Annotated in this window: 22 protein-coding genes, 1 pseudogene and 1 riboswitch; of the genes and pseudogenes, 14 read left to right on the top strand and 9 right to left on the bottom strand. The window is 71.6% G+C overall.

The window, feature by feature from the left end:
* Positions 1 to 53: 53 nt before the first annotated feature.
* Genes AB0K18_RS02365 through AB0K18_RS02350 form a run of 4 tightly spaced genes read left to right on the top strand, consistent with a single transcriptional unit; the run spans position 54 to position 4,691 of the window.
* Complete coding sequence (locus AB0K18_RS02365; RefSeq protein ID WP_364908657.1) at positions 54 to 1,298, top strand: arginine deiminase; 1,245 nt, start codon at positions 54 to 56, stop codon at positions 1,296 to 1,298.
* A 16-nt stretch (positions 1,299 to 1,314) separates the two neighbouring features.
* On the top strand, positions 1,315 to 2,322 hold the full coding sequence (gene argF / locus AB0K18_RS02360) for an ornithine carbamoyltransferase (RefSeq protein ID WP_364908654.1): 1,008 nt from the start codon (positions 1,315 to 1,317) through the stop codon (positions 2,320 to 2,322).
* A gap of 1 nt (position 2,323) precedes the next feature.
* Positions 2,324 to 3,259, top strand: coding sequence for a carbamate kinase (locus AB0K18_RS02355; protein ID WP_364908651.1), 936 nt, complete (start codon positions 2,324 to 2,326; stop codon positions 3,257 to 3,259).
* A gap of 10 nt (positions 3,260 to 3,269) precedes the next feature.
* Positions 3,270 to 4,691, top strand: a complete 1,422-nt coding sequence (locus AB0K18_RS02350; protein ID WP_364908648.1) for an amino acid permease — start codon at positions 3,270 to 3,272, stop codon at positions 4,689 to 4,691.
* 132 nt (positions 4,692 to 4,823) lie between these two features.
* On the opposite strand, the pseudogene AB0K18_RS02345 reads toward AB0K18_RS02350, so the two are convergent.
* Positions 4,824 to 4,958, bottom strand: a pseudogene (locus tag AB0K18_RS02345) (helix-turn-helix domain-containing protein); the annotation flags it as partial.
* A gap of 119 nt (positions 4,959 to 5,077) precedes the next feature.
* Here AB0K18_RS02345 and AB0K18_RS02340 point away from each other — a divergent pair.
* Both AB0K18_RS02340 and AB0K18_RS02335 read left to right on the top strand, forming a co-directional pair.
* Positions 5,078 to 5,947, top strand: coding sequence for a universal stress protein (locus AB0K18_RS02340; protein WP_364908645.1), 870 nt, complete (start codon positions 5,078 to 5,080; stop codon positions 5,945 to 5,947).
* A gap of 302 nt (positions 5,948 to 6,249) precedes the next feature.
* Positions 6,250 to 6,744 carry a transcriptional regulator gene (locus AB0K18_RS02335; RefSeq protein WP_026214021.1) on the top strand — a complete coding sequence of 165 codons (495 nt, stop codon included), beginning with the start codon at positions 6,250 to 6,252 and terminating at the stop codon, positions 6,742 to 6,744.
* A gap of 861 nt (positions 6,745 to 7,605) precedes the next feature.
* On the opposite strand, the gene AB0K18_RS02330 is transcribed toward AB0K18_RS02335, so the two are convergent.
* The 3 genes from AB0K18_RS02330 to AB0K18_RS02320 all read right to left on the bottom strand — a co-directional run bounded on the left by AB0K18_RS02330 (position 7,606) and on the right by AB0K18_RS02320 (position 10,043).
* On the bottom strand, positions 7,606 to 8,052 hold the full coding sequence (locus tag AB0K18_RS02330) for an SAV_6107 family HEPN domain-containing protein (RefSeq protein ID WP_364908642.1): 447 nt from the start codon (positions 8,050 to 8,052) through the stop codon (positions 7,606 to 7,608).
* A 602-nt stretch (positions 8,053 to 8,654) separates the two neighbouring features.
* On the bottom strand, positions 8,655 to 8,846 hold the full coding sequence (locus AB0K18_RS02325) for a ferredoxin (RefSeq protein ID WP_355429495.1): 192 nt from the start codon (positions 8,844 to 8,846) through the stop codon (positions 8,655 to 8,657).
* Positions 8,847 to 8,852: 6 nt separating this feature from the next.
* Positions 8,853 to 10,043 carry a cytochrome P450 gene (locus AB0K18_RS02320; RefSeq protein ID WP_364908640.1) on the bottom strand — a complete coding sequence of 397 codons (1,191 nt, stop codon included), beginning with the start codon at positions 10,041 to 10,043 and terminating at the stop codon, positions 8,853 to 8,855.
* A gap of 95 nt (positions 10,044 to 10,138) precedes the next feature.
* On the opposite strand from AB0K18_RS02320, the gene AB0K18_RS02315 reads away from it, so the two are divergent.
* Positions 10,139 to 10,744, top strand: a complete 606-nt coding sequence (locus tag AB0K18_RS02315) for a helix-turn-helix domain-containing protein (RefSeq protein WP_364908637.1) — start codon at positions 10,139 to 10,141, stop codon at positions 10,742 to 10,744.
* A gap of 59 nt (positions 10,745 to 10,803) precedes the next feature.
* Positions 10,804 to 11,373 carry a hypothetical protein gene (locus tag AB0K18_RS02310; protein ID WP_364908634.1) on the top strand — a complete coding sequence of 190 codons (570 nt, stop codon included), beginning with the start codon at positions 10,804 to 10,806 and terminating at the stop codon, positions 11,371 to 11,373.
* Here the strand turns inward: AB0K18_RS02310 and AB0K18_RS02305 are convergent.
* Positions 11,370 to 12,197, bottom strand: coding sequence for a L,D-transpeptidase family protein (locus tag AB0K18_RS02305; RefSeq protein ID WP_364908632.1), 828 nt, complete (start codon positions 12,195 to 12,197; stop codon positions 11,370 to 11,372). The two genes, AB0K18_RS02310 and AB0K18_RS02305, sit on opposite strands and share 4 nt — an antisense overlap.
* A 99-nt stretch (positions 12,198 to 12,296) precedes the next feature.
* Here AB0K18_RS02305 and AB0K18_RS02300 point away from each other — a divergent pair, with 99 nt between their 5' ends.
* Both AB0K18_RS02300 and AB0K18_RS02295 read left to right on the top strand, forming a co-directional pair.
* Positions 12,297 to 12,773, top strand: a complete 477-nt coding sequence (locus tag AB0K18_RS02300; RefSeq protein WP_364908629.1) for a YbaK/EbsC family protein — start codon at positions 12,297 to 12,299, stop codon at positions 12,771 to 12,773.
* Between the two features lie 10 nt (positions 12,774 to 12,783).
* Positions 12,784 to 13,356 (top strand): GNAT family N-acetyltransferase, encoded by a 573-nt coding sequence (locus AB0K18_RS02295; RefSeq protein ID WP_364908627.1) that lies wholly within the window; start codon positions 12,784 to 12,786, stop codon positions 13,354 to 13,356.
* Between the two features lie 171 nt (positions 13,357 to 13,527).
* Here AB0K18_RS02295 and metF read toward each other — a convergent pair whose 3' ends face one another.
* The gene (gene metF, locus AB0K18_RS02290; RefSeq protein ID WP_364908624.1) at positions 13,528 to 14,448 is read right to left on the bottom strand and encodes a methylenetetrahydrofolate reductase [NAD(P)H]; all 921 of its coding nucleotides are present in this window, start codon (positions 14,446 to 14,448) and stop codon (positions 13,528 to 13,530) included.
* 104 nt (positions 14,449 to 14,552) lie between these two features.
* On the opposite strand from metF, the gene AB0K18_RS02285 reads away from it, so the two are divergent.
* Positions 14,553 to 15,620, top strand: a complete 1,068-nt coding sequence (locus AB0K18_RS02285) for a polyprenyl synthetase family protein (RefSeq protein WP_364908621.1) — start codon at positions 14,553 to 14,555, stop codon at positions 15,618 to 15,620.
* Positions 15,621 to 15,760: 140 nt separating this feature from the next.
* On the opposite strand, the gene thiE is transcribed toward AB0K18_RS02285, so the two are convergent.
* The 3 genes from thiE to AB0K18_RS02270 are packed head-to-tail and all read right to left on the bottom strand — an operon-like array spanning position 15,761 to position 17,960.
* A complete protein-coding gene (thiE, locus tag AB0K18_RS02280; protein ID WP_364908618.1) occupies positions 15,761 to 16,408 on the bottom strand; it encodes a thiamine phosphate synthase in 648 nt (215 codons plus the stop codon).
* On the bottom strand, positions 16,386 to 16,760 hold the full coding sequence (locus AB0K18_RS02275; protein ID WP_355429466.1) for an Rv2175c family DNA-binding protein: 375 nt from the start codon (positions 16,758 to 16,760) through the stop codon (positions 16,386 to 16,388). The genes thiE and AB0K18_RS02275 overlap by 23 nt, the downstream gene beginning before the upstream one ends.
* Before the next feature lie 30 nt (positions 16,761 to 16,790).
* Positions 16,791 to 17,960 (bottom strand): FAD-dependent oxidoreductase, encoded by a 1,170-nt coding sequence (locus AB0K18_RS02270; RefSeq protein WP_364908616.1) that lies wholly within the window; start codon positions 17,958 to 17,960, stop codon positions 16,791 to 16,793.
* A gap of 53 nt (positions 17,961 to 18,013) precedes the next feature.
* Positions 18,014 to 18,130: riboswitch (TPP riboswitch) on the top strand.
* On the opposite strand from AB0K18_RS02270, the gene AB0K18_RS02265 reads away from it, so the two are divergent.
* From AB0K18_RS02265 to AB0K18_RS02255, 3 genes are all read left to right on the top strand, one after another.
* Entirely contained in the window at positions 18,121 to 19,299 is a 1,179-nt protein-coding gene (locus tag AB0K18_RS02265; RefSeq protein ID WP_364908613.1) for an FAD-dependent oxidoreductase, read from the top strand. (Overlaps the previous riboswitch by 10 nt.)
* On the top strand, positions 19,296 to 19,496 hold the full coding sequence (gene thiS, locus AB0K18_RS02260) for a sulfur carrier protein ThiS (RefSeq protein WP_345401180.1): 201 nt from the start codon (positions 19,296 to 19,298) through the stop codon (positions 19,494 to 19,496). The genes AB0K18_RS02265 and thiS overlap by 4 nt, the downstream gene beginning before the upstream one ends.
* A 40-nt stretch (positions 19,497 to 19,536) precedes the next feature.
* Positions 19,537 to 20,244, top strand: coding sequence for a thiazole synthase (locus AB0K18_RS02255; protein ID WP_364909167.1), 708 nt, complete (start codon positions 19,537 to 19,539; stop codon positions 20,242 to 20,244).
* The last annotated feature ends 127 nt before the right edge of the window (positions 20,245 to 20,371 follow it).

The raw sequence follows: 20,371 nt of genomic DNA, 5'->3' as shown, positions 1-20,371 counted from the left end.
GGCGGCGGGCCGGCGGGCGTGAGTACCGCCGCCGGGAGGGGGATAGAGCAGAGATGACCTTTCATGTGGACAGCGAGGTCGGACACCTGCGGCAGGTCCTGCTGCACAAGCCCGACCTGGCACTGAAACGGCTGACCCCCACGAGCAAGGACGCCTTCCTCTTCGACGACGTGCTGTGGGTGCAGCGGGCCATAGAGGAGCACGAGGAGTTCCAGCAGGTGCTCACCAGCCGCGGCATCCGCGTCCACCTGCTGTCCGACCTGCTCCAGGAGACCGTCGAGATCCCCGAGGCGCGCAAGCACATCCTCGACGCCGTCGTGGACGAGCGCTGGCTCGGCCCGGTCGCGATCGACGACGTGCGCAACACCCTCGACGGCATGGACTCGGCGACCCTGCAGATGTATCTGACCGGCGGCATCACCAAGCGGGAGCTGGTCGAGCTGGGGTGCGACCCGAAGGCGCTGACCTTCCACACCACGGCCGACGACGGGTTCGTGCTGCCGCCGCTGCCCAACCATCTGTTCACCCGCGACACCTCCTGCTGGATCTACGACGGCGTGTCGATCAACGCGATGAAGAAGAAGGCCCGCATGCGGGAGACGGTCAACATGGAGGCCGTCTACATGTACCACCCGACGTTCGCGGACGGCTTCAACCGGCCGGGGCAGGGCGGCTACCACTGCTGGATGCCGGGCAGGGCCGCCGCGCCCGCCACCATCGAGGGCGGCGACGTGCTGGTCATCGGGCGGGGCGCGGTGCTGGTAGGGATGAGCGAGCGCACCCAGCCGCAGGCGGTCGAGATGCTGGCGCAGCGGCTGTTCAGGGCCGGCTCGGCGAGCCGCATCGTGGCGCTCGACATGCCGAAGGCGCGGGCGTTCATGCATCTCGACACCGTGATGACGATGCTGGACGTGGGGGTGTTCACCAAGTACGCGGGCCTCGGCATGCTGCCGGCGTACACGATCGAGCCCGGGGAGACGTCCAAGGAGCTCAAGGTCACCGACCACCCCCCTGAGGACATGCACAAGGCGATCGCGCACGCGCTCGACCTGCCGGACATCACGGTCCTGACGGCCACCCAGGACGTCTACGCCGCCGAGCGGGAGCAGTGGGACGACGGCTGCAACGGGCTGGCGCTGGAGCCCGGCGTGGTCGTGGCCTACGAGCGCAACGCCACCACCAACAACTACCTGCGCGACAACGGCATCGAGGTGATCACGATCAGGGGCAGCGAGCTCGGCAGGGGGCGCGGGGGGCCGCGGTGCATGAGCTGCCCGCTCGAACGTGACGCCGTCTAGGGGGGAACACCGACCGATGGGCGACGATCTGCGCAACCGCAGCTTCCTCAAGGAGCTGGACTTCACGCCCGGCGAGTTCGGCCGGCTGGCGGAGCTGGCGGCCGGGCTCAAGGCCGCCGGACGCGCCGGCGCCGAGCGGCCGCGGCTCACCGGCCGCGCCGTCGCGCTGGTCTTCGGCAAGACCTCGACGCGGACGCGCTGCGCGTTCGAGGTGGCGGCGCACGAGCAGGGGGCGCACACGACGTACCTCGGTCCGGGGGACTCGCAGCTCGGGCACAAGGAGTCGGTCGCCGACACCGCGCGGGTGCTGGGCCGCATGTACGACGGCGTCCTCTACCGCGGCGGCGACCACGCCGACGTCGAGGAGCTGGCGGCGCTGGCCGGAGTGCCGGTGTGGAACGGGCTGAGCGACTCCTGGCACCCGACGCAGACGCTGGCCGACGTGCTGACGATGAGCGAGCACGCCGGCCGGCCGCTGAACGAGGTGGCCCTCGCCTACCTGGGCGACGGGCGCAACAACATGGGCCACTCGCTGCTGGTGACGGGCGCGATGGCGGGCATGGACGTCCGCGTGGTCGCGCCCAAGGCGCTCTGGCCCGACGCCGGGCTCGCGGTGGGCCCCGCCGAGGAGGTGGCCGCCGCCACGGGGGCCAGGATCACCGTCACCGACGACGTGAACGAGGGCGTCAGGGGCGCGGACTTCCTCTACACCGACGTGTGGGTGTCGCTGGGCGAGCCCGCCGAGGTGTGGGACGAGCGGATCAAGCTGCTGCTGCCGTACCAGGTGAACGACGCCGTGGTGCGGGCGACGGGCAACCCGGAGGTGCGGTTCATGCACTGCCTGCCGGCCTTCCACGACCGGCGGACGAAGGTCGGCGCCGAGATCTTCGACCGCACCGGGCTCGACGCGCTGGAGGTGACCGGCGCCGTCTTCGACTCGCCCCGCTCGATCGTCTTCGACCAGGCCGAGAACCGGCTGCACGCGGCCAAGGCCGTCATGGTCGCGACGCTGGGAGGCTGCTGAGGTGCGGGTCATCGTGGCGCTCGGCGGCAACGCGGTGCTGCGGCGCGGCGAGCGCCCCGACGCCGCCACGCAGGTGGCCAACGTGCGCGATGCGGTCAGGACGCTGGCGGGCCTGGCAGGACGGCACGAGCTGGTCATCACCCACGGCAACGGGCCCCAGGTCGGGATGCTGGCCATGCAGAGCGCCGCCGACCCCGGCCTGAGCGGCCCCTACCCGTTCGACGCGCTCGGCGCGCAGACGCAGGGCCTGCTCGGCTACTGGATGCAGCAGGCGCTGCAGAACGCGCTGCCCGGCCGCCAGGTGCTGGCCATGGTGACGCAGACGCTGGTGTCGGCCGTCGATCCGGCGTTCGCGGCGCCCGCCAAGTTCGTCGGGCAGGTCTACGACCGGGAGGAGGCCGAGAAGCTGGCCGCCGAGCACGGCTGGACCGTCAAGCAGGACGGCTCCCACTGGCGCCGCGTCGTGCCCTCCCCCGCCCCGCAACGCGTCGTCGAGACCCGGCTGATCCGCCGGATGATGGGCGAGGGCGTGATCGTGGTGTGCGCGGGCGGCGGCGGCATCCCCGTCGTCCGCGACGAGCGCGGCCGGCTGACCGGCGTCGAGGCGGTCGTCGACAAGGACCTGACGACCGCGCTGCTGGCCGAGGCGCTCGACTGCGACGCCTTCCTCAGCCTGACCGACGTGCCGCACGTCATGCGCGGCTTCGGCACGCCTGAGGAGCGCCCGATCGGCCACACCACGCCGCACGAGCTGCGCGCGCTCGACTTCCCCGCCGGGTCGATGGGGCCGAAGGTGGAGGCGGTCTGCCGGTTCGTCGAGACGACCGGTGACATGGCCGCCATCGGCCGTCTTGACCAGGCCGAAGGCATACTCGGCGGCACGGCGGGAACGATCGTGACGCCCAACGGCAGGTGGCCGCTGACGAGCACGCTGTAGGGGGGTGTCCGTGACACTGGCCCGACGGCTCTTCCGTACCAAGCCGACCGGCCGCATCGTGGCCGAGGGCGGGCACGGTGAGGGCGGCGAGCTGCGCCGCACGATGTCGCTGTGGCAGCTCACGCTGTTCAGCGTGGGCGCCACGCTGGGCACGGGGATCTTCGTGATCCTCGGGCAGGCGGTGCCCAAGGCGGGGCCCGCGGTGGTGCTGGCGTTCGTGCTCGCGGCGGTCACGGCGCTGTTCTCGGCACTGTCGTACGCCGAGCTCGCCGGGACGATCCCGGTGTCCGGCTCGTCCTACTCCTACGCGTACGCGACGCTCGGCGAGCTGGTGGCCTGGGTCTGCGGCTGGTGCCTGATGCTGGAGTACGCCGTCTCGGTGGCGGCCGTGGCCGTCGGCTGGGGCGAGTACGTCAACGCGTTCCTGCGCTCGCTGTTCGGCTTCACGCTGCCCGACGCGATCACCCGCTCCCCCGGCCAGGACGGCGGCGTGGTCAACGTCACCGCCATCGTCATCGTGCTGCTGGCCACCTGGCTGCTGCTGTACGGCGCGTCCGAGAGCGCCACGGCCAACGCCGTCTTCGTGCTCGTCAAGGTCGCGGTGCTGGTCTTCTTCTGCGTGGTGGCGTTCACCGCCTTCGAATCCGGCAACCTCGCGCCGTTCGCGCCCATGGGCGTGGCCGGCATCACGGCGGCGGCCTCGCAGGTGTTCTTCTCCTACATCGGCTTCGACGCCGCCTCCACCGCCGGTGAGGAGGCCAGGAACCCCAAGCGCGACCTGCCGCTGGCGATCCTGCTGTCGCTGCTCATCGTCACCGTCGTGTACGTCGCGGTGGCCCTGGCCGCGATCGGGGCGATGCCGTGGCAGGACTTCGACCCCGACAGCACAGAGGCGAGCCTGTCGTACATCGCCGACCTGGCGATCGGCGCCACCTGGCCGGGGCTGATCGTCTCGTTCGGCGCGGTCATCGCGATCGCCAGCGTCGTGCTGACCGTCATCTACGGCCAGACCCGCATCCTGTTCGCGATGTCGCGCGACGGCCTCGTCCCGCGCGTCTTCCAGCGGGTGAACCCGCGCCGCCAGGTGCCGGTGCTCAACACGCTGATCGTGGCCGCGTTCATCTCCGTGCTGGCCGGGCTGGTGCCGCTCGGGCAGCTCGCCGAGGCGACCAGCATCGGCACGCTGTTCGCGTTCGCCATCGTCAACGTCGGCGTGCTCGTGCTCCGCTACCGCAGCCCCGAGCTGCCGCGCAGCTTCCGCACGCCGCTCTTTCCCGCCACGCCGGTGCTCGGCGCGATCCTGTGCGTCGTGGTCATGGCCGGTCTCGCCGGGGTGACGTGGCTGGCCTTCGGGCTGTGGATGCTCGCCGGCCTGGTCTGCTACTTCCTGTACGGCTATGGCCATTCGCGGCTGAATGCCGAGGTGCGCTGATTGACACGACGCCCCGGCGACAGCGAGCACCACTTCGAAACCCAGGCCGACAGATCCAAGCCAAGACACCATGGTCTGTTCTCACGCGAGTCGAACCAGGGCTCGAAGCGGCACACCACCATCCTCCAACCCGTAGGCGCGGGTGCGCTCTTCGAGTGCCTTGTTGTAGACGAGACGGACGCAGCCGAACGTCCGGGCAAGCTCAGAGGCTTGCTCGGGAGCCGGACAGAAGCGGTACTTGTAGGCCCGCTTCACGACCTGCGCCACGGTCCACCTTCCACCAGGCGATCAGTCAAGTGCCGAGAGCATGTTCGAGACAGCGCGATACCGTGCCGCGTCTCCTCCGCAGGACTGAAGCCCGGGATATCCACGCTCAAGGAGTGTTGATGAAGCTCGACGACGTGCTGGCCGGATACATGCCGGGGCCGCGGGGACACGACGGGCTGACGCTGGCCGTCCTGCTCGCCTCCCAGGCCGGGGCCCGGCTGTCGGTCGCGTACGTGCGGCCGCCCGCCGTCTCCACCCCGGGACCCGCGCGGGCCGAGGAGAGCGCCTGGCTGGCGTATCTGCGCGAGCAGGCCGACACCGCGCTCGCCCAGGCCCGCGAGCTGGCCGGCGACGAGGCCGATTACGTCGTCACCGCCCATCGCGGCAGCGGGCGCGGCCTGGTGGAGCTGGCCCGCAAGCGGGGCGCCGACGTGGTGGTGATCGGCCCCGCGCCGGGCGGCGGCAGGGGCCGCATCGCCTTGGGCAGCACCGCCGACCAGCTGTTGCACTCCTCCTCCGTTCCCGTCCTGCTCGCGCCGCGCGGCTTCGGCGAGACTCCGCACGCCGCCTTCGACCGCATCACGCTCGCCTACCGGCGCGGCCCTGGCTGCGACCAGGCCGTCAAGGTCGCCGCCGCGACGGCGGCCACGCTGGGCGTGCCGCTGCGCCTGGTCACGCTGGTGCTCAGCAGCGGCAGGCGGGCGCGGATCGAGGAGGAGATGCTCGTACGTCTGCGCGACCAGGCCGCGGCGGACCTGCGCACGGCGGCACGCGGGCACCGGCGCTCGCAGGCACCCGTGGAGGTCGAGGTGCTGGAGGGCCGCAACGTGGCGCAGGCGCTCGGCGCGACCTCCTGGCTGCCCGGCGAGATGATCATATGCGCTTCCAGCGACACCGGGCCACTCAGGAGGGTCTTCCTCGGGGACACCTCCATCAAGATCATCAAGGCCGCGACCTGCCCCGTCATGATCCTGACCAGGCAGCCCTGAGCAGGCGACGATTCCTCGTCAAACTCTGACGAAGTAGTGTTACCAGCGCGACAAGAGGGGCGAATGTGGCGATCCCTACCGGACCGGATTCGGCATCTTTTTTCCAATCAGCTTGACCTCAGGCGTCCACCCCTTTACCGTCACTGTGCGTAACCACACCGCGCGGCGTTCTGGGGTAAACCCAGGGCCATGGCTACCGATGGTGCCGAGCCTGGCACCAGACCCCCCGGTGGCCCGGGCATACGCCGCAAGGGAGCACAATCTACTGAGAGCGATACATACGAGAGCCGGGGGGCCACACCATGCCGTCTGAGTACGCAAAGTCGCTGGGTGCACGACTCCGCGCCATCCGCACCCAGCAGGGCCTGTCCCTGCATGGAGTCGAAGAGAAGTCGCGTGGCCGGTGGAAAGCCGTCGTCGTGGGGTCGTACGAGCGTGGCGACCGCGCCGTGACCGTGCAGAAGCTTGCCGAGCTTGCCGACTTCTACGGGGTGCCCGTCTCCGAGCTGCTGCCGGGCGGAGCCGCCCCCAGCCCGCTCGGGCCGACGCCCAAGCTTGTGATCGACCTGGAGCGCCTCGCCACGCTGCCGAAGGAGAAGGCGGGCGCACTCGCCCGGTACGCCGCCACCATCCAGAGCCAGCGCGGTGACTACAACGGCAAGGTGCTGTCGATCCGCCAGGAGGACCTGCGCTCCCTGGCGGTCATCTACGACAAGTCGCCGAGCGAGCTGACCGAGGAGCTCATCAGCTGGGGCGTCCTCGACGCCGAGGCCCGCCGGGCCGTGGAATCGTTCTAACCACCCGTCGTTCCAGGCCGACGCCGGACCAGGCCCTCTCCGACCCTGCGCAGGAGGAGACCGGCCACCCCGGCCCCCACCGGCCCGGAACCACGGTGGCACATTTGCGAGGTCACCCGCTCATCTGAAGGCTCGCCGGACGCCCGGCGAGCCTTCAGCACGTTCACCTGACTCAGGTCCCCACCCGGACGCCCCCAGAACGGTCATGCGAGCCACGCAGACCCCGAAGTGACCGGTCACCCACTCCCCACGCCCAAACCCCCGCAGAACGCAACCAAGCACCGCCCAGCCCCACAACTGACGCGCCGACACGAGGCCCGCCGAGCGGGGCCAAGCTCGGCGGAGCAAGCGGGGGCGCGGGGTAAGCGGGGCACAGGGGGCGCGCAAGCGGCGCGAGCGGGGCGCGGGCAAGCGGGAGACAGGGGGGGCGGGCGCCAGCGGCGCCAGCCGGGCAAGCGGGGCAAGCGGGGCGAGCGGGCGCGGCGACATGGGAGGGAAGCACCCCGACACGAGCCCTGCGACGATAGGGCGTCAGCCTGCCGCGACGCCGCGGCCCGCCATCGGCGAGACGGGACGCGGCGGCAGCGACGAAGTGGCGTCAGGATGCTGTGGCGGCTTGCCCGCCGTTGCGGGGTGAGGGCGGCTGGGAGCGGGACATAGCGCGTTCGCCGCAGCCGTTCGCCCGCGATCGTGGCGTCGGTCCTTGCGGCGGGGAAGTGGAACCTCGCGTGAATACCCCGGTGAGGGGTGCGGGGGTGGCTGGGGGCGGGTGAGGACGTGTTCGCCCGTGACCGTGGTGTCAGTCCCCGCGGTGGGCAGGCGGGGACTCGCGTCGGTTGCCCGAGGGCCTGTGGCTGGGGGTCAGCCTGCCAGTGGGACGTCCACTGGCAGTTGTGGCTGGCCCGGGACGCCGAGGAGGTCTTCGATGGTGGAGACGAAGGTCTCGGCCTCGGCGAGGATCTCGTCGGCGTCGGCCTGGCTGACCCGCCGCACCATGCCCGCCTCGGCGGCTGCGCGCTTGGCGGCGGTCATCGAGAAGTAGGCGGCCCACTCGGCCAGCGCGGGCTCGGCCTCGGGCAGCTGCTCCCACGCGCTGCGCAGGCGTCGCCTGCGGCCCTCCGTGGGCCTGGGGCGGGCGGCCAGCAGGGCCGCGGCCGCGCGCAGGGCCGCCAGGTGGGCGGCGACGTAGCGGGATGCGGGAGTGCGAGCGGCGCTCGCCTCCGCCAGGCAGGAACGAGAGTCGGTCAGGTGTGCCCGAACCGCAGGCGACAGCCGGGGCCCGGGCGTTTCACTAGGCCGTGGTGCCATCTTGCGCGCCTCCTTTGGAGTCGTGGGCGACGCCGGCGTCTCCGCCAGTGGTGACAACAATCGCAGACGCCACCGACATTTCCGCCGGGCCGGCCGGACGAGGAGCTTCCCCTCTCCCCGTCCGGCCAGGACACGCCCACTCGTCTCCGCCGACGACGAGGACGTGCCCTTCGCCCGAGGAGCCTGGCCGCGGGGCTCGCTTGGGGAAGCGATGGCCCGCGACCAGGTCCTGGTGACGTTGAGCCGCGAGCCTCACCGTCACTAGATCGAACATAATTTCGATCACGCCCAGTTGTCAACCGGTTCGCGAACAAAGGTTCGATGACCTTGAAGCGAAGGGCGTACAGCACAAGAAGCCGCAGGAAGGCGCAGGGAGCAGGGCGTGCGACACAGCGAACCGCCGCCGCGACCCAGGTCGCGGCGGCGGCGGCATAACGGTGTGACGGGCCGCTGTGGACGGCCCTTATGACGGGATCAGGCTGCCCGAAGGCCACTCCCATGACGGTGTCAGCCCGCAAGCCGCTCCCAGGATGCTGTCAGACGGCCCGGAGACCGCCGGGAGACCGCCCCAGGGTGCTGTCAGGCAGTCCGGAGAGTGGTCCTCACTCGACTGAGATCGCCCCCGACGGGCAGAGGGTCACAGCGCGGCGCACGGCGTCCTCCAGCTCCTGGGGCGGCACGTCCTGCAACAGCACCACCGTGCCTTCGTCCTCGCTCTGGTCGAAGATCTTGGGCACCGTCAGCGCGCACATGCCCGCCCCGATGCACACCGATTCGTCTGCCTTGATTTTCATGGTGACCTACCAAGTGACAGGGAGGCGGTGCACCCCGTATATCGACATTTTCGAGCGCATCGGCACCTCCTCGGGTGTTACCGCCAAGCGTAGGCCAGGCAGGCGCTGCAGCAGTGCCGGGTACGCGATGCGCATCTCGGCGCGGGCGAGCTGCTGGCCGAGGCACTGGTGGATGCCGTGGCCGAAGGTGAGGTGCCCGCCGGCGGGACGGGTGATGTCGAGATGGTCGCCGCCGGGGAAGCGCTCGGGGTCGCGGTTGGCGGCGGGCAGGTGGAGCGTGACGGTCTCGCCCGCCTTGATCGTGACGCCGTCGATCTCGACGTCCTGCCTGGCCACTCGGGTGGGCCCGAGGTGGATGATCGTGAGGTGCCGCAGCAGCTCCTCGACGGCGTTGTCCACCAGGGAGGGGTCGTCGCGCAGCGCGGCGAGCTGGTCGGGGTCGGTCAGCAGCGCGTACGTGCCAAGCCCCAGCATGTTGGCGGTCGTCTCGTGCCCGGCGATCAGCAGCAGCACCCCGACCCCGGTGAGCTCGTCGTCGTTCAGCTCACCGCCCTCCAGGAGCCCGCTGAGCAGGTCGTCGGCCGGCCGCTCGCGCTTCTGCTGGATGAGCCCGTGCAGGTACGCCCAGATCCGCCCCAGCGCCGCCATCGCGTCGTCCGCCGACGCCTCGATGTCGAAGAGCTTCTTCGACTCCGTCTGGAACATCTCCCTGTCGTCGTACGGCACCCCGAGCAGCTCGCAGATGACCAGCGAGGGGATCGGCAGCGCGAACTCCTCGACCAGGTCCACCGGCCCGCCCTTGGCCTCCATGGCGTCGATGCAGTCGCGGGTGATCTCGGCGATGCGCGGTTCGAGGGTCTTCATCCGCCGCACGGTGAACTGCCCGGTCAGCAGCTTGCGGTAGCGGGTGTGCTCGGGGGCGTCCATGCGCAGGAAGAACCCGGGCGGCAGCTTGAAGCCGCGTTCGGCGAGTTCGGCCCGGGTGGAGGCGATGGGCGGGTGGTGCCCCTCGGGGTGGTTGCTGAGGTGGGGGTGGGCGAGCACCGCGCGGGCGGCTGCGTACCCGGTGACGAGCCACCCCAGGTGCCCGTCGGCGTATCTCATGCGGTGGATCGCCCCGTCCCGTCGAAGGCCGGTGACCTCGTCCGGGGGGTCGAGCGGGCGCTGGCGAGCGGTGACCAGGGTGACTTCGGACATGTTCGGCTCCTTTCCTCGCTACCTCTCCAGAAAACCTCACGGGATGAAAATTTGCAACGAGTGTAAAAAATAACCGGGTGCACTATAGTGCCGCCATGGCTGAGGGACTGCGAGAGCGCAAGAAGCAGCGCACCCGCCAGGCGCTGATTCAGGCGGCGATGCGGCTGTTCGAGGAGAAGGGCTTCGAGGAGACGACGCTCGCGGAGATCGCCGCACAGGCCGACGTGTCCACGCGCACGTTCTTCAGCTACTTCGCCAGCAAGGAGGACGTGCTCTTCTACGACGCCGGCGCCCGCCTCGAAAGGGCGCTGGCCCGGCTTTCCGCCAGGCGGCCCGGCGACACGGTGGCCGACCTGCTGCTGCAGCTCATCGACGACAGCATCGGGCAGGCCATCGCGGGCGCCGGCACGTTCGACGCCGCCGCGGTGCGCGCGCGGCTCGTGCTGACCGTGCCGTCCCTTCAGGCGCGGGCGCTGCACGTGCTGCTGGACAGCCAGCTCACGCTGGCCAAGGCCGTGCACGAGGCGTTCCGCGACCGGCTCACCCTCTCCGAGGCGGGCGCGACGGTCGGCGCGCTGATCGGCGCGATCATGGTGGCGGTGATGACGGACGTCGACGAGAACCGGTCCGTGGAGGAGATCATGGCCACCGTACGGCGGGCGGGCGAGGTCGCGCTGGCCGGGTTGCGCGCGCTCGGCTAGCACCGGCATCCGGTGAGAGGCTGTCTCCAAGAACCCCGAACGAGCGGAGAGGAGCGCGCATGGCGCGAATCGGGCGACCGGCCGGGCTCGTGCTGCTGGCCCTGGGCCCCGTGCTGGCGGCGGCGTACGCGGGTGCCGGCCACCTGGGCGTCCGCGCGGCGGTGCGGGCGCAGATCGCCGACCCCAAGTGGGAGGGCGGCACGATCGACGACTCGGGCATGACGTCCACGGGCACGGACGCCTGGCAGATGATCCTGCTGACGGCGCTGCTCGCCGGGCTGGTGGCGCTCGCCTACCTGGTCATCGGCCTGCTGCTGCGCCGCCCGCGCAGGGGCCGCCCGGCGCTGCTGGTGGTCTCGGGCGTGCTGGTCCTGCCGTACACGCTGGCCTTCGCCGTCGCGCTGATCAACCCGGCCAGGGCGCTGGCGGGCCTGACCGGGCAGTCCGGGTTCGTGGCGGGCCTGCCCGGCTGGCAGGCGTACGCGGCGTACCTCATCCTGGCCGGCGGGCTGGCGCAGGCCGCCGGCATGGTGATGGCCGCCGCCGACGGCAGGCGCGCGGCGGCGGCCAAGAAGAGCCAGGAGAGCAAGGAGAGCCCGCAGAGCTCAGCGGCCCAGGCGCGGAGCTAGCCGCGGAACCTGCCCCTGACGTGCACCGGCACGCCCTTGCCGAGCAGGCCGGGCAGCTCCTCCGCGACGTTCATCGGCATGCGGACGCAGCCGTGCGAGGCGGGATGGAGGGGCACCGACAGCGCGCCGTGGAAGGCGATGCCGCCGTTGAAGAAGATGGGGTTGTAGAGCTGGCCGAGGTAGGACTTGTGCCACCCGCTCACCCGCCACGTCGTCCGGTAGTTGCCGGTGGGGGTGCTGGCCGAGCCGCAGAAGCGCTGCTTCCTGCCCTGCCAGGTGGTGGTCTCGCAATAGGGGATGTTGCTGCCCGACGACACATGGGTGATCAGCTTCACCTTGCCGCGCACGTACAGGACCATGACCTGCTTGGTGAGGTCGACCTCCGCGCGGGTGGGCCGGCCGTTGCGGGCCAGCACCCGGGGCGCCTTCGGCGTCTCCAGCGCCTGCCAGGTGCGGCGGGCGATGGTGCTGGTCGGCTTGATGCCGTTGACCTTCTGGAACGCCCACACGGCGGCCAGCGTGGTGCCGCCGTAGCGGCCGTCGGCCTTGCCCGGCCGGTAGCCGAGCTCGGTCAGCCGCTTCTGCAGCCACTTGACCGCCGATCCCTTGGCGCCCAGCCGTAACGTCTTGCGGGGCGCCTCGACCGCGGGCTCGGGCTCGGCGGAAGGGGCGCTCTTCGCCGCCGCGGGAGGCGCGACGGAGGCGGCGGAGCCGCTCGGGGGCGGGGCGGCCGTACGTGACGCGATCTGCGTTCCGCACCCCGAGACGACGACGGCGCCGGCCGTCAGGAGGGCAGCCACCCCGGGCAGCCGTGGAAACCCCACAGGTACCACCTCTCACATTCCGTACATAACTGATCACGGGACCCTACACCAGGACCCTTGTGGGAGTAATCGGGCGGCCAATCTGTTTAGAGTGTCCCCATGCCTGAGAAGTTGCCGTCGAACGCCGTCGTCGTCGAGTCCGCGCTGCGCGAACGCGGAGCACACGGCGAGATCGTGGTCCTGCCGGAGAAGGCCCCCACCGCCGCGGCGGCCGCGGCCCAGCTGGGTTGCGACGTGGGCGCCATCGCCAACAGCCTGATCTTCGACGCCGACGGCACGCCGCTGCTCGTCCTGACCAGCGGCGCCCACCGCGTGGACGTCGAGCTGATCGCCCGTACGGCGGGCGCCGAGCGGGTACGCCGGGCCACGCCGGAGTTCGTCAGGGCGGCGACCGGCCAGCCCATCGGCGGAGTGGCCCCGGTCGGGCATCCCGCCCCGGTGCGGACGCTGGTGGACAACTGGCTGAGCAAGCACGAGGTGGTGTGGGCGGCCGGCGGCCACCCGCACACGGTCTTTCCGACGACGTTCGACGAGCTGGTGCGGATCACCGGGGGTACGCCGGTGGACGTCGAGTAGTGTGCGACGGGTGATCGAGTTTCGCGGAGCCGGTCCGGCCCAGTTCACCGAACGGCTGGACACGGTGATCGACATCTACACGGCGGCCATGAACCCGCCTCTCGACCAGATCACCGGCCGCCAGACCATCATGCGCAATCACGCGACATATCCCCATTTTCAGTGTTATTTCGCGGAATTGCGTGATTCATCCCCAGATTTGGCAGCTCCGGAACCCCGGATCGTGGGCTTCGCCTACGGCTTCAGGGGCGCGCCGGGCCAGTGGTGGCACGACGTCGTCGTCCGCGGCCTGGCCGACCGCATCGGCCAGGAGGCCGCACACGCCTGGATGGGCCACGCCTTCGAGCTGGCCGAGATCCACGTGCACCCCGACTACCAGAGCAAGGGCATCGGCCGCCAGATGATCAGGACGCTGTGCGCCGGGCGTCGCGAGCGTACGGCCATCCTGTCGACCCACGACCAGCCCACGGCGGCCCGCCACCTTTACGCCGGCATGGGCTTCATGGACCTGCTCACCAAGTTCGTCTTCCCCGGCGGCCACGAGGAGTACGCGATCGCGGGCCGCCGCCTCCCCCTGACCTGAGCAACCCGGCGAGCTGAAGACGGCGTGACCCCAGGTTTACCGGCGATGACGCACGGGCACCATTCATGACAGAAAGTAGCCGACCCTTTACCCACCGTCTAGTGTCCCCTGCCCGTCACCCGCCCGGTCCCCCTGCGGGCGGGTGGCGGGCCATTTCTACGCGGGCAGGTTCTACGCGGGCAGGCTCGCCGGCTCCAAGCGCTGGAACACCTCGCGTGACGCACTCGACCGGTTGAACGTGATGAAGTGGATGCCGGGCGCGCCCTCGTCGAGCAGCCGCTGGCACAGCTCCACCCCGTGGTCGATGCCCAGCCGCCGCACCGCCGCCGGATCGTCCTTGACCGCCTCGAAACGGGCCGCGACCTCGGGCGGGAACGGCGCCCCCGACAGCTGCTCGGAGCGGGCGATCGTGCTCATCTGGGTGACCGGCATGATGCACGGGATGATCGGCGTGTCACAGCCCCTGGCCGCCACCCGGTCGCGCAGCCGCAGGTAGTCGTCGGCCTGGAAGAACATCTGCGTGATCGCGTAGTCGGCGCCCGCCTGGCACTTGCGGACGAAGTATTCGGTGTCGGACTCGATGGACGGCGAGCGCGGATGCTTGTAGGGGAAGGCCGCCACGCCCACGCAGAAGTCGCCGGACTGCCGGATCAGCCGCACGAGGTCCTCGGCGTAGAGAACGCCGTCGGGGTGGGGCACCCAGTCGGCGGTGGGGTCGCCGGGCGGGTCACCGCGTACGGCGAGGATGTTGCGCACGCCCGCGTCGGCGAAGCGGCCGACGAGGTGGCGCAGCTCGCGCACGGAGTGGTTGACGGCCGTGAAGTGGGCGACGGGGGTGAGGGTGGTGTCGTGGGCGATGCGCTCGACGATGTCGACCGTGCGGTCGCGGGTGGAGCCGCCCGCGCCGTAGGTCACCGAGACGAATGTGGGCCGCAGCGACTCGAGCTCCCTGATCGCGCGCCACAGCTGCCGCTCGCCCTCGTCGGTCTTCGGCGGGAAGAACTCGAACGAGAACGACCGGGCACCGGAGGCCAGCATGTCGCGGACCGTGGGGACGCGATCGGGCCGGATGGAGGGTCGACCAAGAGCCATGCCGACAAGGCTACCCCGACAACCTCCGCGCGCACCGGCCAGAGCGGTACCTGGAGATCGCAGCCGAGATCGAAGCCCGCTCCCCCGGCCACTAGTCTCAAGGCATGACCACTGACGCCGCCGGCATGGAGATCCTGCGCGCCCAGGTGGAGCGCGCGCTCGCCGAGTTCGTCGAACGGAAGCTCCCCGCCGGGGGCGAGACCGAGTTCGCGCCGCTGCGCACGGCCGCCGACGCGTTGCTGTCGGGAGGCAAGCGGCTGCGGCCCGCGTTCTGCTACTGGGGGTGGCGGGGTGCGGGGGGCACCGACGTGCCCGCCGTCTTCACCGCCGCCGCCTCCCTTGAGCTGCTGCAGGCCAGCGCGCTGGTGCACGACGACGTGATGGACAAGAGCGACCTGCGCAGGGGCATGCCGTCGGCGCACCGCCGCTTCCAGGCGATGCACGAGGAGGCGGGCTGGCACGGCTCGTCCGGGCAGTTCGGCGAGGGCGCGGCGATCCTGCTGGGCAACCTGCTGCTGCTCTGGTCGGGCGAGATGTGGCGGACGTCCGGGCTGCCGCGCGAGGCGCTGGAGGCGGCCAGGCCCGTCCACGACCACATGCGCAGCGAGCTGATGTGCGGCCAGTACCTCGACCTGCTGGAGCAGGCCACCGGGGAGAACACGTTCGACTCGGCGCTGCGGGTGGCGCTGTTCAAGAGCGGCAGATACTCGGTGGAGCAGCCGCTGCGGCTCGGCCTGGTGCTCGCCGCCCGGGAGGAGGCGCCGTGGATGGACGAGCTGTGCACCGGCTACGGCCAGCGCGTCGGCATCGCCTTCCAGCTGCGCGACGACATCCTGGGCGTCTTCGGCGACCCGGCGCAGACGGGCAAGCCGGCCGGTGACGACCTGCGGGAGGGCAAGCGCACGATGCTCGTGGCCCGCACCCTCGCCGCCGCCTCCCCCGCCGCCGCGGCCACCGTACGCCGGCTGCTCGGCGACCCCGGGCTGGACGAGCAGGGTGTGGCGGAGCTGCGCGGCATCATCGAGGACACCGGCGCGCTGCAGGAGTGCGAGGACCTGATCGCCGGCTATCTCGGCCAGGCGCTGGCCACGCTCGACGCGGCGCCGGTCACTCCTGAGGCGCGCGAGGCGCTGACCGAGCTGGCGATCGCGGCGACGTCCCGCAAGACCTGACCCCGCCGAGCCCGCGGACAGGCCGAGTCCGCGGACAAAGCCGGTCCGCAGACAAAGCCGGTCCGCAGACAGGTCCGCAGACAAGCCGAGTCCGCAGGTAAGGAGGCGCCCGCGCGGGGAAGCGCGGGCGCCTCGCAGGCTCAGCGGGCCGGCCCCGCGGCCAGCCGCTTGGCGAACTCCGCGGCGGCCGCGCCCGGGTCGTCGGCGTCGGTGATCGCGCGGACGACCACCACGCGGCTCACGCCGTACGCCATCACCTCGTCGAGGGTGCCCAGGTCGATGCCGCCGATGCCGAACCACGGCCGCGAGGTGCCGAGCGCCGCCGCGTGCCGCAGCAGCGGCGGCCCAGGCGCCGGGCGGCCCGGCTTGGTCGGCGTCGGCCAGATCGGGCCGCAGCAGAAGTAGTCGACGCCCTCCTCCACGGCCGCGGCGGACGCCTCGGCTGCGGAGTGGGTGGACCGTCCGATGACGACGTCGTCGCCGAGTATCTCTCGCGCGACAGTCACGGGAAGGTCGTCCTGCCCCAGGTGGAGCACGTCGGGCCGGGCGGCGTAGGCGATGTCCGCCCGGTCGTTGACGGCGAGCAGTTTTCCGTGCCGGTCACAGGCGTCGCGGAAGACGTCGAGGAGCGCGAGTTCTTCGCGTGCCTCCAGGCCCTTCTCCCGCAGCTGGATGATGTCCACACCGCCGGCCAGCACCGCGTCGAGGAACTCCGCCAGATCGCCGCGGTCGCGGCGGCCGTCTGTGCAGAGATAGAGGCGGGCCTCAGAAAGCGAGGGCTTGGGCACGCCGCTTGACCTCTGTGTGACGGCCCGCCCTGATCGCCTCGATGGGCGAGCCTGGCAGTGACTCGTCGGGGGTGAAGAGCCAGCGCAGCGCCTCGACGTCGTCGTAGCCGGCGTCCTGGAGCACGGTGAGCGTGCCTGGCAGGCCCTTCATCACGTCCTTTCCGTCGAGGAACACCGCGGGCACCTGTGGCCCGCCGCTGCCGCGGCGTACGCCGAGCAGCTTGTGGTCCTTCAGGAGTTGCTTGGCCCGCCCGATCGGGAGATCGAGGCGTGAGGCCACTTCGGGGAGGGTGAGCCACTCGTCGACGAGCTGGTCGGTCTCCCGGTCGATCTGTGCAACAGAAAGCGTCACGAAACCACAACTACCACATGCCGTCCTTGCTCAAACAACACAATCTCGTAGGGGCACTTGTGGATCTACCAGGCGTTCCGTGTCCAGCCGGTGACCCGCATCGATGATGCGCCGGCCCTGGACGAGATCGCGCGGCCGGTCCACGGCCAGCACCGCGGCAAGCGTATCGTCCGCCGTGAGCCAGACGGCCGACCACTTGCCCTCGGGCTCGCCCCGGTGCACGATCCGCTCGCCCGACGCGTGGTGGCCGGCGTATTGGAGCATGTGGCCGAACTGCTCCGACCAGAAGTACGGCACCGGGTCGTAGACCGCCTCCTCCCCCATCAGCGTCGCGGCGGCGACCTCGGGGGCGTTGATGGCGGTGTCCCAGTGCTCGACCCTGAGGCGGGCGCCCCAGCGGCGCGACCACCAGGCGGCGCAGTCGCCCACGGCGACCACCCCGGGCAGCGAGGTGCGCAGGTGCTCGTCGGTGACGACGCCGTTGTGCAGGTCGATGTCGGCGTCGGCCAGCCACTCGACGGCCGGGCGCACGCCGATGCCGGTGACGACGACGTGGGACTCGACGAACTCGCCGCCCACCAGGCGGACGCCGCCCTCGTCGACCGACTCGACCATGGTGCCGAGGCGCAGGTCGATGCCGTCGTACCAGGGGATCGTGCGGGCGCCCAGCTCGGTGCCCATCGCGCTGGCGAGCGGGGCCCGGGCGGCCTCGATGACCGTCACCGCGCAGCCCGCGCGGCGGGCCGCCGTCGCCACCTCGGCGCCGATCCAGCCCGCGCCGATGACCGTGACCCGCGCGCCGGGGACGAGCATGACGCGCAGCTCGTGGGCGTCGTCGAGGGTGCGCAGGACGTGCTGAGGGCCGTCGCCGGGCAGCCTGATGGGGTCGGCGCCGGTCGCGATGACCAGGCCGTCGTAGTCGAGCTCGCCCTCGGTGGTCTCCACGACCCCCGCGCGCAGCGACTTCGCCGCGACGCCTGGACGGAAGTCGACCTGGAGCCGCTCGAGGTCGGTGTCGATGAAGCTGGTGTCGGCGTCGCCCTTGAGCACCGCCTTCGACAGCGGCGGGCGGTCGTAGGGGCGATGGCGCTCCTGGCCCAGCAGCGTCAGGCGACCGGCGTAGCCGCGCCCGCGCAGGGCCTCCACCGTGCGCACTCCCGACAGTCCCGCTCCCACCACCACGACATGCTCCACGGTCATGACCTTAACGGGGGCGGTGCGTGGACCCGGCACCGAGGCCGTAGGCTGTGGACGGAAAGACGCGCGGGAGTCCGGCCGTGACCGGGCTGAGAGGAAGGCTGCAGCGGGCCTTCGACCGCAAGACACCTGATCCGGATCATGCCGGCGAAGGGAGCGGATCATGGATGTGATCGTGGGCGGCGGGGTCGTCGGCCTGTCCGTGGCCTGGCGGCTGGCGCGCGAGGGGCGGCCGGTCACCGTCGTCGACCCGTCACCCGCCTCCGGGGCCTCCCACGCGGCCGCCGGGATGCTGGCGCCGGTCAGCGAGGTCACCTACACCGAGGCGCCGCTGCTGCGGCTGGGCGTCGCGGCCCTGCGCCGCTGGCCCGCCTTCGCCACCGCCCTGGCCGAGGACGCCGGCCTTCCACCCGCTGGGCCCGAAGGGGTGAGCGGGCTGGATCTGCGGGCCGAGGGGACGCTGGATGTGGCGTTCGGGGCCGATGACATGGCGGCGCTCGATGAGCTGGCCGCGTTCATGGAGAAGCTGGATCTGCCGGTCGAGCGGCTGACCGGGCGCGAGTGCCGGCGGCTTGAGCCGATGCTGGCCCCGTCGGTGCGCGGCGGGCTGCTGGCACCGGGCGACGCGTGGGTGAACCCGCGCCGGGTGACGGCGGCGCTGCTGACCGCCCTGGAGCGGCGCGGCGTCCCCATCGTGCGGGCCCGCGTGAGCGAGCTGGTCCGCACGGACGGCGCCGTCACCGGTGTCCGCCTCGCCGGGCCGCCCGCCGTGCCTGCCGAAGGCCGCGGTTCCGCACCTCTCGCCGCCACGGAAGGACGAGCCGGAGGTGAGGTGCTGGCGGCCGAGCGGGTGGTGCTGGCGGCCGGGGCGTGGAGCGGTGAGCTGGCGGAGGTGCCGGTGCGGCCGGTCAAGGGTCAGATCATGCGCCTGCGCTCGCCGCAGCCGCTGCTCACCCGCTGCGTACGCGGCACCGTCCACGGCTCGCCGGTCTACCTCGTCCCCCGGGGCGACGGCGAGCTGGTGGTCGGCGCCACCCAGGAGGAACTGGGCTACGACACGAGGGTGACCGCGGGCGGCCTGTACGAGCTGCTGCGCGACGCCAGGGAGCTGGTGCCCGGCGTCACCGAGCTGGAGGTCGCCGACGTGGTGGCGGGGCTGCGTCCCGGCACGCCCGACAACCTGCCGTTGATCGGTCCCGGGAGGACGCCGGGGCTGACGTACGCGACGGGACATCACCGGGGCGGGGTGCTGATGGCCCCGCTGACGGCGGCCATCCTGATGGGCGAGGAGAGCGAGCTGGCGGCCCTGTGCTCGCCGGGGAGATTTCGGGAAATTTCATGATTATTACCATCAACGGATCCGCGCACGAGCTGGCCGACGGCACCACCGTGGCGCAGGCCGTACGTACGCTGACGACGGCCACCACCGGAGTGGCCGTGGCCGTGAACGACGAGGTGGTCACCCGCGGCGCCTGGGAGACGACGGCGCTCAGCGACCGTGACCGCGTGGAGGTGCTGACGGCGGTGCAAGGTGGATGAGCTGATCATCGCCGGCGAGAAGTTCTCCTCCCGGCTCATCATGGGCACCGGCGGCGCCCCTTCGCTGGAGGTGCTGGACCAGGCGCTGGCGGCGTCCGGCACCGAGCTGACCACGGTGGCGATGCGGCGGCTCGACCCCGCGGCCCGGGGTTCGGTGCTCGACGTGCTGCGTGCGCGCGGCATCAAGGTGCTGCCCAACACGGCGGGCTGCTTCACCGCGGGCGACGCCGTGCTGACGGCCCGGCTGGCCAGGGAGGCCCTGGGCACGAACTGGGTCAAGCTCGAAGTGATCGCCGACGAGCGCACGCTGCTGCCCGACCCGATCGAGACGTTCGACGCGGCGGAGCGGCTGGTGGCCGACGGGTTCGTGGTGCTGCCGTACATCGGGGACGACCCGGCGCTGGCCCGGCGGCTGGAGCAGGCCGGATGCGCGGCCGTGATGCCGCTCGGCGCGCCGATCGGCTCGGGGCTCGGCATCCGCAACCCGCACAACATCGAGCTGATCGTGGAGGCGGCGTCCGTCCCGGTGATCCTCGACGCCGGCATCGGTACGGCGAGCGACGCCGCGCTGGCGATGGAGCTGGGCTGTGACGCCGTGCTGCTGGCCACGGCCGTGACGCGGGCGCAGCGGCCCGACCTGATGGCGGCGGCCATGAAGGGCGCGGTGGTGGCCGGGCGGCAGGCGGCCCAGGCGGGCCGCATCCCGCGCCGCCGCTACGCCGAGGCCTCCTCACCGATGACCCCCTGAGCCGCCCGCCCGGATCCGGAGCGATACAGGCGGGCGGCGGCATCGGCGTCACCATGCGCCCCGGCGACACGCCGGGGCCACTGCCGCATCGCCGTTACACACGGGACGGGAACGTCTCCGCATCGGT

Origin of the sequence: Nonomuraea sp. NPDC049421 (assembly GCF_040677005.1) — a bacterium.
Classification (GTDB): Bacteria; Actinomycetota; Actinomycetes; order Streptosporangiales; family Streptosporangiaceae; genus Nonomuraea; species Nonomuraea salmonea.
The sequence above is the reverse complement of the archived record's forward strand: the minus strand, read 5'-3'. Positions and strand labels throughout refer to the sequence as shown.

Excerpts from the sequence above, each read along its gene's own strand:
- AB0K18_RS02340 (WP_364908645.1), top strand. The coding sequence starts at position 5,078 with ATGAAGCTCGACGACGTGCTGGCCGGATACATGCCGGGGCCGCGGGGA.
- argF (WP_364908654.1), top strand. The coding sequence starts at position 1,315 with ATGGGCGACGATCTGCGCAACCGCAGCTTCCTCAAGGAGCTGGACTTC.
- AB0K18_RS02310 (WP_364908634.1), top strand. The coding sequence starts at position 10,804 with ATGGCGCGAATCGGGCGACCGGCCGGGCTCGTGCTGCTGGCCCTGGGC.
- AB0K18_RS02335 (WP_026214021.1), top strand. The coding sequence starts at position 6,250 with ATGCCGTCTGAGTACGCAAAGTCGCTGGGTGCACGACTCCGCGCCATC.
- AB0K18_RS02255 (WP_364909167.1), top strand. The coding sequence starts at position 19,537 with ATGGGCACCGGCGGCGCCCCTTCGCTGGAGGTGCTGGACCAGGCGCTG.
- AB0K18_RS02330 (WP_364908642.1), bottom strand. The coding sequence starts at position 8,052 with ATGGCACCACGGCCTAGTGAAACGCCCGGGCCCCGGCTGTCGCCTGCG.
- AB0K18_RS02320 (WP_364908640.1), bottom strand. The coding sequence starts at position 10,043 with ATGTCCGAAGTCACCCTGGTCACCGCTCGCCAGCGCCCGCTCGACCCC.
- thiS (WP_345401180.1), top strand. The coding sequence starts at position 19,296 with ATGATTATTACCATCAACGGATCCGCGCACGAGCTGGCCGACGGCACC.
- AB0K18_RS02365 (WP_364908657.1), top strand. The coding sequence starts at position 54 with ATGACCTTTCATGTGGACAGCGAGGTCGGACACCTGCGGCAGGTCCTG.
- AB0K18_RS02300 (WP_364908629.1), top strand. The coding sequence starts at position 12,297 with ATGCCTGAGAAGTTGCCGTCGAACGCCGTCGTCGTCGAGTCCGCGCTG.
- AB0K18_RS02285 (WP_364908621.1), top strand. The coding sequence starts at position 14,553 with ATGACCACTGACGCCGCCGGCATGGAGATCCTGCGCGCCCAGGTGGAG.
- AB0K18_RS02325 (WP_355429495.1), bottom strand. The coding sequence starts at position 8,846 with ATGAAAATCAAGGCAGACGAATCGGTGTGCATCGGGGCGGGCATGTGC.
- metF (WP_364908624.1), bottom strand. The coding sequence starts at position 14,448 with ATGGCTCTTGGTCGACCCTCCATCCGGCCCGATCGCGTCCCCACGGTC.
- AB0K18_RS02315 (WP_364908637.1), top strand. The coding sequence starts at position 10,139 with ATGGCTGAGGGACTGCGAGAGCGCAAGAAGCAGCGCACCCGCCAGGCG.
- AB0K18_RS02265 (WP_364908613.1), top strand. The coding sequence starts at position 18,121 with ATGGATGTGATCGTGGGCGGCGGGGTCGTCGGCCTGTCCGTGGCCTGG.
- AB0K18_RS02270 (WP_364908616.1), bottom strand. The coding sequence starts at position 17,960 with ATGACCGTGGAGCATGTCGTGGTGGTGGGAGCGGGACTGTCGGGAGTG.